This is a genomic window from Geobacillus thermopakistaniensis, assembly GCF_000498995.1.
In the GTDB taxonomy this organism is placed as follows: domain Bacteria; phylum Bacillota; class Bacilli; order Bacillales; family Anoxybacillaceae; genus Geobacillus; species Geobacillus thermoleovorans.
The window spans coordinates 1-16,309 of sequence record NZ_AYSF01000093.1; the positions used below are offsets into that span (position 1 = coordinate 1).

Annotated in this window: 13 protein-coding genes and 2 pseudogenes; 3 read left to right on the forward strand and 12 right to left on the reverse strand. The window is 52.4% G+C overall.

Annotated elements, in window-relative coordinates; translation table 11 throughout:
- Positions 1-60: 60 nt before the first annotated feature.
- From T260_RS123435 to hmpA, 5 genes are all read right to left on the reverse strand, one after another.
- Positions 61-450, reverse strand: a complete 390-nt coding sequence (locus T260_RS123435) for a hypothetical protein (protein ID WP_023634513.1) — start codon at positions 448-450, stop codon at positions 61-63.
- A gap of 10 nt (positions 451-460) precedes the next feature.
- Positions 461-1,303, reverse strand: coding sequence for an ATP-binding protein (locus tag T260_RS123430; protein ID WP_369792898.1), 843 nt, complete (start codon positions 1,301-1,303; stop codon positions 461-463).
- A 159-nt stretch (positions 1,304-1,462) separates the two neighbouring features.
- On the reverse strand, positions 1,463-1,837 hold the full coding sequence (locus T260_RS123425) for a replication termination protein (protein WP_011231227.1): 375 nt from the start codon (positions 1,835-1,837) through the stop codon (positions 1,463-1,465).
- Positions 1,838-1,946: 109 nt separating this feature from the next.
- On the reverse strand, positions 1,947-2,849 hold the full coding sequence (gene purU / locus T260_RS123420) for a formyltetrahydrofolate deformylase (RefSeq protein ID WP_023634514.1): 903 nt from the start codon (positions 2,847-2,849) through the stop codon (positions 1,947-1,949).
- Positions 2,850-3,072: 223 nt separating this feature from the next.
- Positions 3,073-4,308 carry an NO-inducible flavohemoprotein gene (gene hmpA / locus T260_RS123415; RefSeq protein WP_011231229.1) on the reverse strand — a complete coding sequence of 412 codons (1,236 nt, stop codon included), beginning with the start codon at positions 4,306-4,308 and terminating at the stop codon, positions 3,073-3,075.
- A gap of 171 nt (positions 4,309-4,479) precedes the next feature.
- On the opposite strand from hmpA, the gene nsrR reads away from it, so the two are divergent.
- A complete protein-coding gene (gene nsrR / locus T260_RS123410; RefSeq protein WP_011231230.1) occupies positions 4,480-4,923 on the forward strand; it encodes a nitric oxide-sensing transcriptional repressor NsrR in 444 nt (147 codons plus the stop codon).
- Between the two features lie 296 nt (positions 4,924-5,219).
- Positions 5,220-6,095: a polyamine aminopropyltransferase gene (speE, locus tag T260_RS123405; RefSeq protein ID WP_011231232.1), complete on the forward strand. Its 876-nt coding sequence runs from the start codon at positions 5,220-5,222 to the stop codon at positions 6,093-6,095.
- 97 nt (positions 6,096-6,192) lie between these two features.
- Here the strand turns inward: speE and T260_RS01000000138160 are convergent.
- The 7 genes and pseudogenes from T260_RS01000000138160 to treP all read right to left on the reverse strand — a co-directional run bounded on the left by T260_RS01000000138160 (position 6,193) and on the right by treP (position 15,610).
- Positions 6,193-7,365 (reverse strand): annotated as a pseudogene (locus T260_RS01000000138160) (acyl-CoA dehydrogenase family protein).
- Positions 7,366-7,469: 104 nt separating this feature from the next.
- Positions 7,470-8,969, reverse strand: coding sequence for an aminotransferase class V-fold PLP-dependent enzyme (locus tag T260_RS123400; RefSeq protein ID WP_014195845.1), 1,500 nt, complete (start codon positions 8,967-8,969; stop codon positions 7,470-7,472).
- A gap of 130 nt (positions 8,970-9,099) precedes the next feature.
- Positions 9,100-9,549: an acyl-CoA thioesterase gene (locus T260_RS123395; RefSeq protein WP_011231235.1), complete on the reverse strand. Its 450-nt coding sequence runs from the start codon at positions 9,547-9,549 to the stop codon at positions 9,100-9,102.
- Positions 9,550-9,957: 408 nt separating this feature from the next.
- Positions 9,958-11,435, reverse strand: a pseudogene (locus T260_RS02065) (Na+/H+ antiporter NhaC family protein).
- 214 nt (positions 11,436-11,649) lie between these two features.
- The gene (gene treR, locus T260_RS123390) at positions 11,650-12,363 is read right to left on the reverse strand and encodes a trehalose operon repressor (protein WP_023634516.1); all 714 of its coding nucleotides are present in this window, start codon (positions 12,361-12,363) and stop codon (positions 11,650-11,652) included.
- A gap of 22 nt (positions 12,364-12,385) precedes the next feature.
- Positions 12,386-14,077 carry an alpha,alpha-phosphotrehalase gene (gene treC, locus T260_RS123385; RefSeq protein ID WP_023634517.1) on the reverse strand — a complete coding sequence of 564 codons (1,692 nt, stop codon included), beginning with the start codon at positions 14,075-14,077 and terminating at the stop codon, positions 12,386-12,388.
- Between the two features lie 114 nt (positions 14,078-14,191).
- Positions 14,192-15,610 carry a PTS system trehalose-specific EIIBC component gene (gene treP / locus T260_RS123380; RefSeq protein WP_023634518.1) on the reverse strand — a complete coding sequence of 473 codons (1,419 nt, stop codon included), beginning with the start codon at positions 15,608-15,610 and terminating at the stop codon, positions 14,192-14,194.
- A gap of 296 nt (positions 15,611-15,906) precedes the next feature.
- Here treP and T260_RS123375 point away from each other — a divergent pair.
- Positions 15,907-16,309, forward strand: a 403-nt coding sequence (locus tag T260_RS123375) for a MerR family transcriptional regulator (RefSeq protein WP_023634519.1), incomplete at its 3' end; no start/stop codon positions are given.

The following is a 16,309-nucleotide window of genomic DNA, read 5'->3' on the forward strand; positions in this document are numbered from 1 at the left end:
ATATGAAACAAATGAAGCCGCTCCTCGATTTTTACGAGCAAAAAGGCTATTTGCGCCACATTAACGGCGAACAGGAAATGGAAAAGGTGGCCGAAAAGCTTCCAAGCGAAGATCTTCAGCGAATGTAAACAGCTGTTTGGAAAGCTTGGAGAGCGGTCGGGATTCCACCGCATGTCGGAAGGCGCGAACCGCCAATCGGTCGGTGTGCCGATACGTGCCGATGATGCGCAAGCCGACGTCGCTTTTCATTGCCGTTTCCCGCTCCAATGGTGGATACCCATCCCAAAAATGGCTGACGTAAACGACCGGCTTGACACAATGCACGCCGGAATGGGCGGCGAACTGGATGGCAACGTCGCGGCGGCGCATGAGCGTTTGGGCGAGGTCAGAAAGCTGCATGACCAAACTCGAGTCGACCGTTCGGTCATTGAACATCATAAACCGCTCCATGCCGAGCCTCCTATTCGTCAAACCACGTTTCAGCGATGTTGCGCACTGCGGCCCGTTCCCGTTCATCGTCGAGCTTATCGACGATGCTTCGTTCAATGGCCCGCAATGGCGGCATGTACGCCGCCAAATCGCACGCATCCAACAAAGCGCGCACCGAAGCCGCTTCCTCGGCGATTTGTCCGTTTCGCACCTGCACAAGCAGATCAGCCGACAGGGCGACGAAACGATCGATCAACGTTTCATCCGTTAATGTAGTTTGCGCCAACAATACCGATTTTAATGTTTCTCCTTGCACATACGGCACATTGATGACGACAAACCGGTTTTTGAGCGCCTCATTGAGCGGTACGGTGCCAATATAGCCTTCATTGATCGCGGCGATGACGCCAAATGTCGGTTTCGCCTGCACGAGATCGCCGGTGAGCGGATTCGTGAGCCGCCGCCGGTAGTCAAGGACGCTGTTTAAAATCGGCAGCGTCTCTGGTTTCGCCATATTAATTTCGTCAATATATAGCAAATGCCCTTTTGTCATCGCCTGGATGACTGGTCCGGGCACGTACTCGATCACCGCCTGGCTGTTTTTGTGCACGATCGTCTTAAAACCGAGCAATGCTTCGGCGTCTAAGTCCACGGAACAGTTGATGCTGTGCATCGGTTGACCAAACAAAGCGGACAACGTTTCAGCAAGCCGCGTTTTTCCCGATCCGGTCGGGCCTTTTAAGAGCACGTTTTTCCCAAGCGCGAGCGCAATGGCGGCATCGTGCACGATCGCCTCATCTGCCGCCTTGTACCCGCCCGCTCCAATCAACGCGCGATCCGGATCGCGGCGGAACAGTTCTTTTCGCTTTTCCATTTCTTTCGTGACCGTCAACGGCCATGTTCCCATCTTCTGACTTCCTCTCTGTGGCGATCTTCCCCTCTCATTCTACTAGATCGCCCGGCGGGACGCAAAACAAAAGAACTAGACCATAAATATATTATGTAAATATAACAAAGAAAAAACGAGGCGCTCTCAACCGAAGTTGTCCTCAATCGCCTTGCGAATGAGCGCCGCGCACCGATCAAGCTCCGCCTTGAGCTGGCGTTTGTACAGCTTCGCCTTTTCCTGTCCGCCCTCGGCGAACCGATAGTAGACGACTTCTTGGTACTTCATTCCCTCTTTTTTCTGTTTCACTTGTTTTAAAATGCCGTCTTCGATCAAATCGTGCAGCGCCTTATACACTTCGGAGTGGTTCGGCCGGTAGCCGAACGGCTTGAACTCTTGGCGCAATACATCAAGCAGCTTCAGCCCGTAGAGCCGCTCCTGTTCGGTGAGCGTAATCAAATACAATTTTAAAAACGCACGTTGTTTTAACAGAAAACCGCTGGGCGTCCGTTTTTCTCCCATAGGCTTTTTCCCTCCTTCCCTACGGATGAAATTTCGCTCTTTGGGCGGCCAAATCCTGCTTGTCTTCATTATACCATGCGGGAAAGGAAAAATCCTCTCCCGCTTGGGTTCAATAAAACACGATCGTTTTGTTTCCGTGGATGATGACCCGGTCTTCCAAATGCCACCGAAGCGCCCGGGCGAGCACCGTTTTTTCGATCAGTCGGCCGATCCGCTTTAAGTCGTCCGGATGGTGGCGGTGGTCCACGCGGGCGACGTCCTGCTCAATGATCGGCCCTTCATCCAAATCGTCGGTGACGTAGTGCGATGTGGCGCCGATCAATTTGACGCCGCGCTCATACGCCCGCTCATACGGACGCGCGCCAATAAAGGCGGGCAAAAATGAGTGGTGGATGTTGATGATCCGTCCCGGGAATTCAGCGACAAACGCCGGCGACAAAATTTGCATGTAGCGGGCAAGCACGATGGTGTCGATCTGATAGTCGCGAAGCAGACGGATTTGTTCGGCTTCGGCGTCCGCTTTCGTTTCTTTCGTCACCGGAATATGCACATAAGGGATGCCAAATGACTCGACCGTCTCGCGCAAGTCGGGGTGGTTGCTGATGACAAGGGCGATGTCGGCGATCAGCTCTCCCGCCTGCCATTGCCAAAGAAGTTCAAGCAGACAATGCTCGGCTTTGGAGACAAAAATCGCGATTCGCCGAATGTCGTTGTGCAGCCGAAGCTGCCAACGCATCTCAAATTCAGCAGCGATCGGGGCAAACACCGCTTCGATCTCTTCTTTTCGCTCGGCGATGTTTGGACAGTCGAACTCCAAGCGGAGAAAAAACGTCCCTCCCTCAGGATCGGTCGAATATTGGCTCGATTCAACGATATTCGCCCCTTGTTCGTACAGAAACGACGTCACTGCCGCGACGATGCCCGGGCGATCTGGGCAGGAGATAAGGATTCGAGCGCGCTGCTCGTAACCTTGCAAAAATGATTGCCAGCGATGTTGGCGAAATGTCGTCATGCGTTGTCTCTCCCTTTTCTTGCTTTTCTTGCAATTCATCATACAAAAAATTCATGAACTTGCCAACAGGGAAGATAACAAAAGAGGGTGTCCCAAAAGGATCGGGACACCCTTTCTTATTACCGTATATAGGTTTGAAACAATCATTAAGAAACAATATGTTGTGTTTTGTTAAGAAAAATGACCCTTTTGGGTCATCCCCCTGGCAAGCGAAAAACCTCTCTCAGTCTTTCGTCAAATCGCCGGCCGGGCCGAAAAATTCGTAATGGATGTGCTCCTCTGGCACACTCCATTGTTTTAGGGCACGATAGACGGTTTTCATAAACGGCATCGGGCCGCAGAAATAAAAGTCTGCGTCTTTCGTCGGGATCACGGATTGCATCCATGCGAGGTCGATCCGCCCTTCTTTGCCAAAATGTGGATGGCGGCGATCCTCGTCGGATGGCGACTCGTAACAAATACGGTAAGAAAATGACGGGCGTTCCGCCAACATCCGAAGCTCCTTATCAAACGCGTGCACGCGGCCATTCAAAGCAGCATGCAAAAACGCCGCTGGGCGGGTCGGTTGGCGGATGGCCAACGTATGCGCCATGCTCAAAAGCGGAGTGATGCCGACGCCGCCGCTGATGAACACAACCGGCGTCGTTTTGGACAAATCAAGCGTAAAATCGCCGGCTGGAGCGCTAAGCTCGAGCACGTCGCCCTCTTGGACATGATCATGCAAATAGTTGGAAACAATGCCGGCCGGCTTGTCCGCTGTAGCTGCTTCCCGTTTGACGCTGATGCGGTAATACCCTTTTCCAGGTGCATCCGATAAGCTGTATTGGCGAATATGCGTATACGTCTCGCCCGGAATCGACAGTTTGACGCTCACGTATTGACCCGGCAAATAATCACTGATGGCCTTGCCGTCTTCCGGCTCCAAATAAAACGAAGTAATGACGCCGCTTTCTTTCACCTTTTTCACGACGACAAATCGGCGAAAGTCACGCCAGCCTCCGTGTTTGGCCGCTGCCTCATCGTAGAGCTCTTTTTCCACTTGAATGAAAACGGACGCAATGGCTTCATATGCTTCCGCCCAAGCCGTGATCACTTCGTCGGTGGCGGCGTCGCCGAGCACGTCTTTGATCGCCAGCAACAAATGCTTTCCGACGATCGGGTATTGTTCTGGTTTGATTCCTAAGCTGCGGTGTTTATGGCCGATTTGCCGCACAACCGGCAAAATAGCATCAAGCTGGTCGATATAGCGCGCTGCCGCATACACGGCTGCGGCCAAGGCGCGTTGCTGCCGCCCTTGCTTTTGGTTGGCGTGGTTGAAAATATGGAGCAGTTCCGGATGATTGGAAAACATGAGTTCATAAAACCGCTTCGTAATTTGTTCGCCATGTGTTTCCAAGACAGGCACCGTTGATTTCACAATTTCAATCGTTTTTGGATGCAATTTCGTTGTCGTTGTCATGATTTCATCCCCTTGTAAAACATGTATTTTTAATACATCTTTTATTCAACCATGATCACTGCGAAAAAACAATATTTCAAATACATCTTTAATAAATTGTTCACAATTCTCCGTTCGAATCAGGTGTGGTACAATGGGATCAAGAATGTCGCTTAAAGGTTGTGAATCACGATGCAGTTGACGAACTATACGGAATACGCCTTGCGCGTCCTCTTGTTTTTAGGCGCGCTTGATGAAGAAGAAAAAACAAACATCAAAGACATTGCCGCTGCCTTTTCCATTTCAGAGCATCATTTAAGCAAAATCGTCTATGAGCTTGGCAAACTCGGCTACATTGAAACGATCCGTGGGCGCAACGGTGGAATCCGCCTTGCGAAACGCCCCGCGGAGATTGTCATCGGCGCGGTTGTTCGCGAAACGGAGGAAAACTTGTCGCTTGTCGAGTGTTTTGCCGCCCACGGCAATGAGTGCGTCTTAACGCCGGTATGTCGGCTTCGCTTCGCACTTCACGAGGCGTTAGAGGCGTTTTTGCGTGTGCTGGATGCGTATACGCTCGCCGATTTGCTTGAAGACCGAGCGTCGCTTCGTTCTTTATTGAAAGAGCGGCGCGGTTGAGAAAACTTTCTGGCTATAAGCTGGAGAGTTTTTTGGCGTTTGGCAGGCACACGATCACTAAGCATCGCTCTACGGAAGGAAGACGCGGGATGATGCGAAACCGATGGCGGCCTTTGCGCGGGATGTGGCGGCAAGAACGATCATCAGTTGGAAAAACGAAACCAGTCGTCAAACATGGGCGGCGGGATGAATACGTCCGGCACCGGCCGATCACATCCCCTTTGTTTGCCACAAGACGAAGAATATATTAAGATTAGAAAGGTGTGAAAACATCTGCATGACTAAAGGAGGTCACAATGAAACACGAAGGAAGCGCTTTGCCACCTTACTTGCATATGGACAATGGAGAGCTTTGGCTCACCGAAGATGATCGCGACAACTTAAAAATCAGCTATCGAATCAAAGAGGTGATTTTTGCCGAGCCGTCCGAGTACCAGCATGTGATGATTTTGGATTCGTACGATTTTGGCCGCATGCTCGTACTCGATGGCGTCGTGCAAACGACCTCGATTGACGGCCATATTTATAACGAAATGATTTCGCACGTGCCGCTGCAGTTTCATCCGGAAGCGAAGCGGGTGCTCATCATCGGCGGCGGCGACTGCGGCGCAGCTCGTGAGACGGCGAAATACGCTCATCTTGAAGCCATCGATATGGTGGAAATCGACGAAAAAGTCGTCCGGGCGTGCAAAGAGCATTTGCCAGCCGTCTCCGGCAACTTATCGGATCCGCGCGTGCGGTTTGTTTATGATGATGGCGTCGTGTTTGTGCAAGAGAAAGAAAACGTCTACGACGTCATTATGATCGACTCGTCTGACCCAGTCGGCCCGGCGGAAGCCTTGTTTTCACCGGAGTTTTACGCCAACGTCCATCGCGCGTTGAAAGCAGACGGGCTGATGGTCTGCCAAAGCCAGTCGCCGATTTTCCACTTGGATATCTTGAAACGGACGTACCGCAATATTCGCGAACTGTTCCCGCATGTGCTTGTGTACACCGCGGTGGTGCCGACGTATCCAGGCGGACTGTGGAGCTTTACGATCGGCTCGAAACGGCCGCTCGATTTTCCGGCGCAGACAACCATTCCAAACGACACGAAATACGTCAATGATGCGGTCTTTCGTCAATGTTTCGCCTTGCCCGAGTTTTTGCGCTCGGCGCTTGAGGTGGAATAACGGCTTGGCATGGAAAAAGCTGTCCCTGCTTTGTGAGGGGACAGCTTTTTTTGTGTCATTTGAGTGATCTTTCTATTATTCCACCCGCTTTCTTGTTTCATTGCGCCGGTGGGTTGTGGGTCAGTGCCCGCTTAGCAAGCCATTGAAACGTCAAGTCATCCGCCGGCGGGTTGTGCAATCCAGCACGGACGTCACGGTAATGCCGCTGAAGCGGATTGTCAGCAAACAAGCTTTGTCCGCCGACAATGCGCATCGCCCAATCGACGACTTCAAGCGCGGTATTGGTGGCGACCAATTTGGCTGTTGCCAACTCCTCTTTCATCGCCATCCGTTTTTCCGGATAGCGATCCCATAAGTCGGCGACCGCGTACAGGAAATGGCGCGCATGGGTGAGGCGCCATTCCATTTCAGCGATTTTCCGCTGCACTTCGGGTGTTAGGGCGATTGGGTGAGGCAGGGTATTAGGCTGGTACGTCTTGGCAAAGCGAAGCGCCTCATTGCGCGCCGCAATGGCGATGCCTAAGTAACAAGCCGGCACGTGCAACAGCCATCCTTGCGCCGGAGCGGCTTCGTTCGCTTCTCCAAGCGTCTCTACGAGCGCCTCTTGGTCGACTTCGACTTCTTCAAGAACAAGATCATCGCTGCGCGTCGCCCGCATGCCAAGCGTGTTCCACGTCGGCTCGATGCGGATGCCTGAAGCAGACATCGGCACGAGAAATTCACCGACCCGACCGTCTTCCATCGTGGCGGAAATCAATACGTAATCGAGCGCAGGGGCTAACGATGCAAATGTCTTTCGCCCCCGAAGCACCCAGCGGCCATGGCGAAAGACGGCCGTCGTTTCCGGTTTACCGCCGCGCGCCGGGCTGCCAGTTGTCCGTTCAGAGTGGGCGCTGTTGATGAGCGCGTGGCGGCAAACGACTTCATTCGCCAAACGGGCGAGAACGGGCTCCGGCCAGCGGCGGAGCAAAAATAAACGCATGAGAAAAAAGGCGGCCGAAAANTTTTCGGCTGCCTTTTAGCCTTGGGCGATCGTTTCTTGCACGAGCACAAGCTCATAAAGCGATGCCCCTTGGCCGCCGTATTCAGTCGGGACGGTCAAGGAAAGGAATCCAGCCTCTTTTAAATCGGCAAAATCGGCAAATGGAAACGTTGCCTGTTCGTCATCATGCGCTGCCCGTTGGACAAATCGTTCCGCAAGGCGGCGCGCTTGGTTGTACAATTGTTGCTCCCGATCGGTCCGCACAAGCAAATGGTACAATTCGTTCATCGGTTCTCCCCTTCTTTTGGTCAAGATGCCTTTATTGTACCGAGTTCTGGCTAGGACTGAAAACAAAAACGCACGGGAAAATGACCGTCCTTGCTCTCGGAAGCTTAAAAGAGAAAGAAATGCCGAATGTACCGATCATCGTCACGGTGGACGAACTCATTTTTCCCAGCATCGTACTCGTATTCCTCCTGCCAGCGGCGGCCATAGCGGGCGATTTGACGGACGGCGCGGATGATCGCATACACTTCTTCGTTCGTCATCGTAGGATGGAGCGACAGACGCACCCATCCTGGTTTGGCAAGAGGATTGCCGTTTTTGACTTCTTGAAGCAGCGCAGCGGATTGTTCCTTGTCGATCCCAAGCAAATAGTGGCCGTATGGTCCGGCGCAGGAACAGCCGCCGCGCGCTTGAATGCCGAAGCGATCATTCAGCAGTTTGACAACAAGGTTGTAATGCAATCCATCTATGACAAATGAGATGATGCCAAGACGGTCGTCCCGATGTCCTTCAAGCACGCGGACGCCGGGAGTGCTTTTTAGCGCCGGCAAAAGAAGGGAAACAAGTTCCTTTTCGCGGGCGCGCATCTGTTTTACGTTCATTTGTTCTTTCAGCTGGATGGCCAACGCTGCCTTGATGGTTTGCCAAAACGGCGGTGTTCCGCCATCTTCGCGTTCCTCAATGGCTTGGATGTATTCATAGTTCCCCCACGGGTCAGTCCAGTACACCGTCCCGCCGCCGGGGTGATCCGGAGCGTGCTGATGATAAAGCCGGCTGTCAAAGATGAGCACGCCGGCGCTTCCCGGCCCCCCGAGAAACTTATGGGGAGAGAAATAAATGGCATCAAGCTGCTCCATTGGGTCGTCCGGATGCATATCGATGCGGACGTACGGAGCGGAAGCAGCAAAATCAACAAAGCAAAGGCCGCCATGCTCGTGCATGATTTTCGCCAGCTTATGATATGGGGTTTCCAACCCCGTGACGTTCGAGCAAGCAGTAAATGCACCGATTTTTTGCGGCCGATCTCGGTAGCGCTCCAGCAGCTCGCGCAAATGGTCAAGATCGACATCCCCGTTCTCTGTCGGCCGGACCGCCACGACTTCCGCGATGGTTTCCACCCATGGCAATAAATTTGAATGGTGCTCCATATGGGTGACAAAAACGACTGGCCGCTCCTCATCATGAAGGGACAAGCGGCGCTTCCACCGTTCCGGTACGCGCAAGCCAAGCAGACGCTGCAGCTTGTTGACGGCGCTTGTGGTCCCGGCGCCTTGCATGATCAAGACATCGTTTTTCCCGGCATGAACGTGCTGTTTGATGATTTCTTTTGCATAGCGATAGGCAAGCGTCGTTTTCGTTCCGGTCACATTCGATTCCGTATGCGTGTTGCCGACAAATGGACCGAGCTCATGCGTCAGCTTCTCTTCAATCGGCCGGTACAGCCGCCCGCTTGCCGTCCAGTCGGCGTAAATAAGCCGCTGTTTGCCAAACGGCGTAGAAAACGGATGAAAGCGGCCGATCGTTCCATCGCGAAACGGCTGAAAATACGTCTCAAGCTCTCCGCGGCATGTATACACCGCATTGCCGATCACAGCGTGAATGGCCATGTTGATTCCCCCTTTCCGCCATTTCGTCTATTTACAAAGTATGTCGCCTTCGGTGGTTCGGTCCAAAAAACGTGGGAAAGTTGAAAATGAAAAATCCGCCGTACAGGCGGATGATATTCCACTCCCTTTTTTACTCCTTTTTTTTGCACGATAACGGCGAAATCGTTTCCCCCACGGACGGCGCAAGGTATTCGGCAAGCATGGTCCGCAAGTCATCGGGCAATGGTTCGCTCGTTTGGGTTTGGAAATTAAAATGGACGACCGCTGCCTCTCCGATGGCGATCAGTCTTCCTGTTTCCTCTTCCATGATGCGATGAATGCATTGAAAGCTTTTATTGCCGATCCGGGAGACATTGGTTTCCACGCGCAATCGTCGTCCGAAGAATCCTTGGTTGATAAAATCGCACTTGGTGGAAGCTAAAATAAAATGCCAGTCGTCTGTTCGCCCGCCGTAACGCAATTCATCAAACAGGCGGGTGCGCGCTTCTTCTAAATAAATAAAATAGCTAATGTTGCTTAAATGTCCGAGCGCATCAGTTTCACAAAAGCGTGGATTGACGGTAATGATGTGCGTCTTCATTTCTCCCTCTTCCTTTCTTGCCTTTTTTTGCCCCTTTCGCCCACAATATTCGTTTGGGTGAGCATGGGGCGGGAGCAAGTTTGATTTGCAGCTACCAACTAGTCAGTATGTTGTTTTTATCATACTCCGATTGATTGGGATATGCAATTGTTTTTTTGGGTTATTGATTATTTAGAACATTGTTTGTGACATGAAATATTGTCGCGAATCCAGTACGTTGCACGAAAGGATGAAAATCTCTTTCAATTAAGTTGAATTTTTGGTTTACACTTCGCCGATTGCCTGACACATTAGATTGCATCCGCATGTATCGAAGTGCAAATGGTAACGAACAATTGGAACCTATATAGTTTTGACATTTTCAGGGTAGATAAAAAAGCCCGGCGAGGGCAGACGGGGCGTCTGCGGTCAACCGGCCCAAAGCGGCAAAAGAACGTATCCTGCAAGCGACACGCCGGCGCAAAGGAGAGAGAGGCGCAATTTGTATTTCGCATAGCTCATTTTTCGGCTTGCTTTTAAAATTAGGCTNTAACGCGGACAAAAAACAAGCCGAAAACATAGCTCATCAAGTCCATATCCATAATGGCTGCCGTTGTAATCGTCGTATCGCCAAGCGGCGAAGCAAAGGCGCCAAACGTCCCGCTCGCAAACACGGCGCCGACTGTCACCTCGAGCGGCGCCCCGGTCGCATGGGAAAGCGTGACGCCAAGCGGCATCAAAATGCCCCACGTTCCCCATGAAGAACCGATAAAGTATGATAAAAACGATCCGACCAAAAACACGGCCGCTGGCACGAATGCCCCCGGCAGCCATGTGCCGAACGTCGACGACACGTACTCCGCAAATCCGAGTTCCCCCGCCACCGCCGAGACCGCCCATACGAGAACGAGCATGCCGATCGGCGCCATCAGCTCGTTTCCTCCGGCAAAAAAGTGGTACGTCAACTCTGAGAGCGATTGTCGGCGCCACAAATAAAACATCATCGACAAAAGGATGGTCACAAACAGCGCCAACAGCATCGCCCATGTCGCATCGGCCGCGGAAAACGCCTCCCACCAATTCTCTGCCCCGCGTTTCCTCCCGTCGTACACGAAAAAGGCAAACGTCAGCGCGATTAACAGCGCCAGCGGGACAAACAAGTGCAACGGCTCCCCGTTGATCAGCGCCAGCTCCTTGCGCAATCCGAGCCCGTGCAGTGTATTCGTTTCCCCTTCTCCTTTTTTCGCCCGCGGTTTGCCGATCCGGATGTTCAACATCGTCGTCAACACCCCGACGGCCAGAGCGACAATCGCAAACAAGTTGTACGGCAGGCTGCGCAAAAACACGTCATACGGCGATTCGTGAATGTCGTTTTGCTCAAGCGCCGCGGCGACAACAGAAGTCATAAAGCCGACGAACGCTGTCGCCGCTGGCAAAAGCACGATGATCGGCTCGGTCGAGACGTCGATCATGTACGCCATGCGGCGGCGGTCGATGCGAAACTGGCGAAGGACCGCTTTCATCACTGGTCCAAGGAGCATAATGCGAAACATCGGCATAAAAAACGTCACCGGCACCGTCAGCCAAACGAACAACAAAATCCCCCGCTTCGAGCGGATGCGGCCGGAGAGTCTCTCGACAAACCCTTTGATCCCGCCGGTAATTTGCATCATGCCGACAAGCGAACCGAACAAATACAAAAACGCGGCCACCTTCATATGCTCCGGATCGGTCAGGGCGTGAAGAACAGCGGAAACAGCGCGCTCAATCGCGCCGACAGCCGACCACTCAAGGCAAAACGCTCCGACGAGCAATCCGGCCACGAGGCCGGGCAAAATTTCTTTCAGCCATACCGCCAACGGAATGATGAGCAGAAAAGGCAACAGCGACCACCATGTTCCTTCCACGTCGGCGCCTCCTTTGCGATGATGTTGTTACCAAGAAGGATAGCCATAATGCAGTTTTTTTATGATTTTCATTGATGATTTAGAACATAGTTTTATTTATAAAATTTATGTTGCCCGCGCAAACAAAAAAAGCCGCGCTGCAGTTTGCAGCGTGGCCCACATTTCCATCCGCCCCGGGCTGACTCCCAAACAACCTGGGGCACAGAAGGCGTTGTCATTTCCGGCGCGCAAAATCGACAAATCGGAACTTGTCGAGCCGGTGACGCGATTCCGTGTATTGAAACAATGCAGCATCGCTTAAATACACATAGTTTTTGACGACAACGACGCGGTCATCGCCATGCAAATCCAAATAGCGCCGGTCTTCGTCCGTCGCTTCGTCGACCGATATTTCTTTTTTCGCAAAGCTGATCGGCAAATGCAGCTTCGTTTCCAAGTATTCATAGATCGAGTCTTCGCAAATTTCTTTGGTCAATAGCGGCACATGCTTTTTCAGAAAAAAGTCTTTATCCAAAATAATCCGCTCTCCGCCGATTTCCCGGACGCGCACGACTTTCCACACTTCGTCTTTGCCTGAGGCGCGCAGATGCTGCCTGAGCTCGCGATCCGGCTTGATGATCGCCAGTTCATGCACGATCGTCCGCACCGGCTGCTTCATCGTCTGCGCCAGTTCTTTAAAGCTGACCAATCCGGATACGGGAAAGTCATATTTGCCGACGTCAAGGACGATAGATCCTTTTCCTTTCATTTTTTGGATATAGCCGTGCTCGGACAACAAATGGAGCGCTTTGCGAATCGTCTCGCGCGATGTCTCATACCGGGCGGCCAGCTCGTGTTCCGATGGCAGCTTGTCGTACGCCTTCCATTCTCCGCGGCGGATGCGGGAAATGAGGTCATGGTAAATGGTTAAATATTTGTTTTCATGCATAAGAATCACCGCTTGTATTGTATCACGGCCGGCGCAAAAGATAAACAACCGATTCGTATGGGCGCAGCTGCATGCGGCGAAAATCGGCCGGCGCGTCCGAATAATTGGCAAGCAGCAGTTCTCCCGTATAGCCATCGGCTCCTGCTTCTTTCGGCAGCGTGAACGTCGTTTCGATTGGATAAAAATTGTTGACAACAAGCAGCTTTTCTCCATCGCCATGACGCATATAGGCGAAAATATGCGGATCGTCCGCAAGCAGCAGCTCATAGCGCCCGGTCGTAATGAGATCATACTGTTTGCGCAGCTCAATGAGCCGCTTATAGTGGTAGAAAATCGAGTCGCGGTCGGCGAGCGCCTGTTTCACGTTAATGCGTCGGTAGTTGTCGGCGACGCGAATCCACGGCGTCCCGGACGTGAAACCAGCATGCGGGCTGTCGTCCCATTGCATCGGCGTGCGTGAGTTGTCGCGCGATTTTCGCTGCAAAATCTCAAGCACTTCCTGCTCGCTTTTGCCTTGTTCTCGCAAAATCCGATACATGTTGAGCGACTCAACGTCGCGGTAGTCGCGAATATCGGTGAATTTCGGATCGGTCATGCCGATTTCTTCGCCTTGGTAAATATAGGGCGTCCCTTGCATCAAATGGATCGTCGTCGCCAGCATTTTCGCTGACTCTTTCCAATACGTCCCGTCATCGCCATAGCGCGACACGATGCGCGGCTGATCGTGGTTGCACCAAAAGAGCGCATTCCAGCCGCCGCCTTCATACATCCGGACTTGCCATTCGGACAAAATGCGTTTTAAGGCAAGGAAATCAAATGGGGCGACTGCCCATTTTTCTCCGTTCGGGTAATCGACCTTCAAGTGGTGAAAGTTAAACGTCATATTGAGCTCGTGGTTTTCCGGGTTCGTGTAGCGGATGCAATGATCGATCGTCGTCGACGACATTTCCCCGACCGTCATGACGTCATATTTCGAAAACACTTCGCGGTTCATCTCTTGCAAAAACTCATGAATGCGCGGTCCGTCCGTATAAAAGCGGCGCCCGTCCCCCGGCGGCACCGAACCGTCATCATCCGGGAAGCGCTGGTCTTTTGACAACAAGTTGATGACGTCAAGCCGAAAGCCGTCCACTCCTTTTTTGAGCCAAAAATGCATCATGTCATAAATGCGGCGGCGCAGCTCTTCGTTTTCCCAGTTCAAGTCCGCTTGTGTCACATCGAACAAATGCAAGTAATATTGGCCGGTTTGTTCGTCGTATTCCCACGCCGAGCCGCCGAATTTCGATTGCCAGTTGTTCGGCGCTCCGCCGTCCGGCTTCGGGTCGCGCCAAATGTAAAACGAGCGGTATGGGTTCGTTTTCGAGGAGCGCGCCTGCTGAAACCATTCATGGTCGGTTGAGGTATGGTTGACGACCATGTCCATCACCAGCTTCATGCCGCGCGCATGCACTTCGTGAAGCAGACGGTCAAAATCGTCCATCGTTCCGTATTCGTGATGGATGCGGAAATAATCGCTGATGTCATAACCGTTGTCGCGCTGCGGCGACGCGTAGATCGGCGTCAGCCAAATGACATCGACACCCAATTTTTGTAAATAATCGAGCTTCTCGATCACGCCCGGCAAATCGCCAATGCCGTCTCCATTCGTATCGTAGAAGCTTTTCGGATAAATTTGATAAACGACCGCTTTTTTCCACCAAGGGGTTGTTGACATCTCTCTTCACCTCGTTCGTCGGGATAAAAAACATACCATTGGCATCGGCGGCCAATGGTACGGGCGGGAAATAAATGATTTCGCACATCGTTCTCTTGCTTCCACACACGGCAATCATGAGCGGGCGGCTTTACGCACTTTCCCAAAGACAAACGTCAGCGCAAACGGCACCGCAATCGCGATCGCCATGCCGATAAAGAACGGCGTCCACTTTTGCGGCACGATCGACAAGAAACCCGGCAGGCCGCCGACGCCGATCGACGGAGCGATGACTTTATTGAGCGTAATAAACATGCCGGCGATTGCCGCCCCTGTCATCGCTGCGATAAACGGGAAGCGAAAGCGCAAGTTGACCCCGAACATCGCCGGTTCCGTGATGCCTAAATACGCGGAAACAGCCGACGTAAACGACAAACCGCGCAGCTTTTCCTCCTTCGCGACAAACATCATCGCCAACGCTGCCGAACCTTGGGCGATGTTTGACATGACCAAAATCGGCCAAAGGAACGTGCCACCGGTATTGGCAATCAGCTGCAAGTCAACCGGCAAGAACGTATGGTGCATCCCGGTGACGACAAGCGGCGCATACAACGCTCCATACAACAATCCTCCAAGAGCCGGAACCGTGTCAAAAATCGTGACAAACAAGTGGGTAATGGCATTGCCGATCGCAAATGTGATCGGCCCAATGGCGATGAACGCCAAAAAGCCCGTAATGAGCAACGCAAGCGGCGCGACAAGCAACAGCTGAAACGCATCCGGAATGCGCTTGCGCAAAAACAGCTCCAGCTTCGCCAGCACGTAGGAAGCCACCAGCACCGGCAGCACTTGTCCTTGGTAGCCGACTTTTTGCACTTCAAAGCCGAACAAGTTCCAAACCGGAATCTCTCCTTTTTCTTTCGCCGCTCCCCAGCCCCAAGCGTTGAGCAAATCTGGGTGGACGAGCATCAAACCAAGGACAATCCCTAAGAGCGGGCTGCCGCCGAATTTCGTCACCGCCGACCAGCCGATCAAACCGGGCAGGAAGACGAACGCCGTATTGGCGATCAAGTTGATCATGTTCGCCAAATCGGCCCATTCTTTGTGCACCTCGACAAACGATTTCCCTTCGTAAAAAATGCCTGGGCCTGTCAAGACGTTGTTAATCCCCATTAACAAACCGGCCGTCACGATTGCCGGCAAGATGGGAATGAAAATATCAGCCAGCGTCTTAATCGCGCGTTGCAGCGGATTGAGCTTCGCTTCCGCAGCGTCTTTAATCTCCTGCTTTGTCGCCCGGCCGATGCCCGTCAGCTCGATGAGGTCGTCATACACTTTATCGACAAGCCCTTGGCCGATGACGACTTGAAACTGGCCGTTTGCCGAAAACGACCCTTTGACGACATCGATGCGCTCAAGCGCTTCCTTATTGACTTTTCCTTCCTCTTTGAGCGCAAACCGAAGCCGCGTCACACAATGCGTGGCGGCGACGATGTTTTCTTTGCCGCCGATGGCTTCAACGATTTGCGCGGCTGCTTGTTGGTATGCCCCCATGATGAACGCCTCCCTTTTCTTTCCTTAACAACGACCGCTATAGCGTTAAATCGCTTTCAGCAACCGGTTGCAAACAAACTTGTATATACAACCTGAATTCATTTTATCTTGTATATACAAGTTTGTCAACATCTTTCGATGACCTTCTTCATTTTTCGACAATAGTTGTTGTTTTTTTGCTAACTTCCACTTCTTTTGTTATGTTTTGTCAAGCGGCAGGAAAATCAACGACCGAGTAGGAAAATAAAACATAACGCAAATCAATGCCAAAAGACGAGAAAGGATGAGGAAATGCGATGAAAACCTATACACTCCGCGAAGCAGCGAAAAAAATCGGGGTCACCGCCCGCGATTTGAAACAATGGGAAAAGCAGTTCGCCGGATCGATTGCCGTCCCACGCACAACCGAGGGGGCACGCATGTACACCGACGAGCTGATCGACCGGTTTCGCCATATCCGCACTTGGCTTGAGGACGGCCGCCATCCGCGCGAAGTGGCTGAAATGATCAGGCAAATGGACGGACAACCGGCAGAGCGAGCCAACGAGACAGCCGCTCAAGTGGAAACAGCCGTCATGGAAGGGGAAATCATCGATGTGCCCCGCCTGCTGCATCAAGGGATGCCATACATAGCCGAGCAGTTGGCGGCCCGCTTAAAAGACGATATCGTCGACGCCTTGAAACAGGAAACGACAGCCA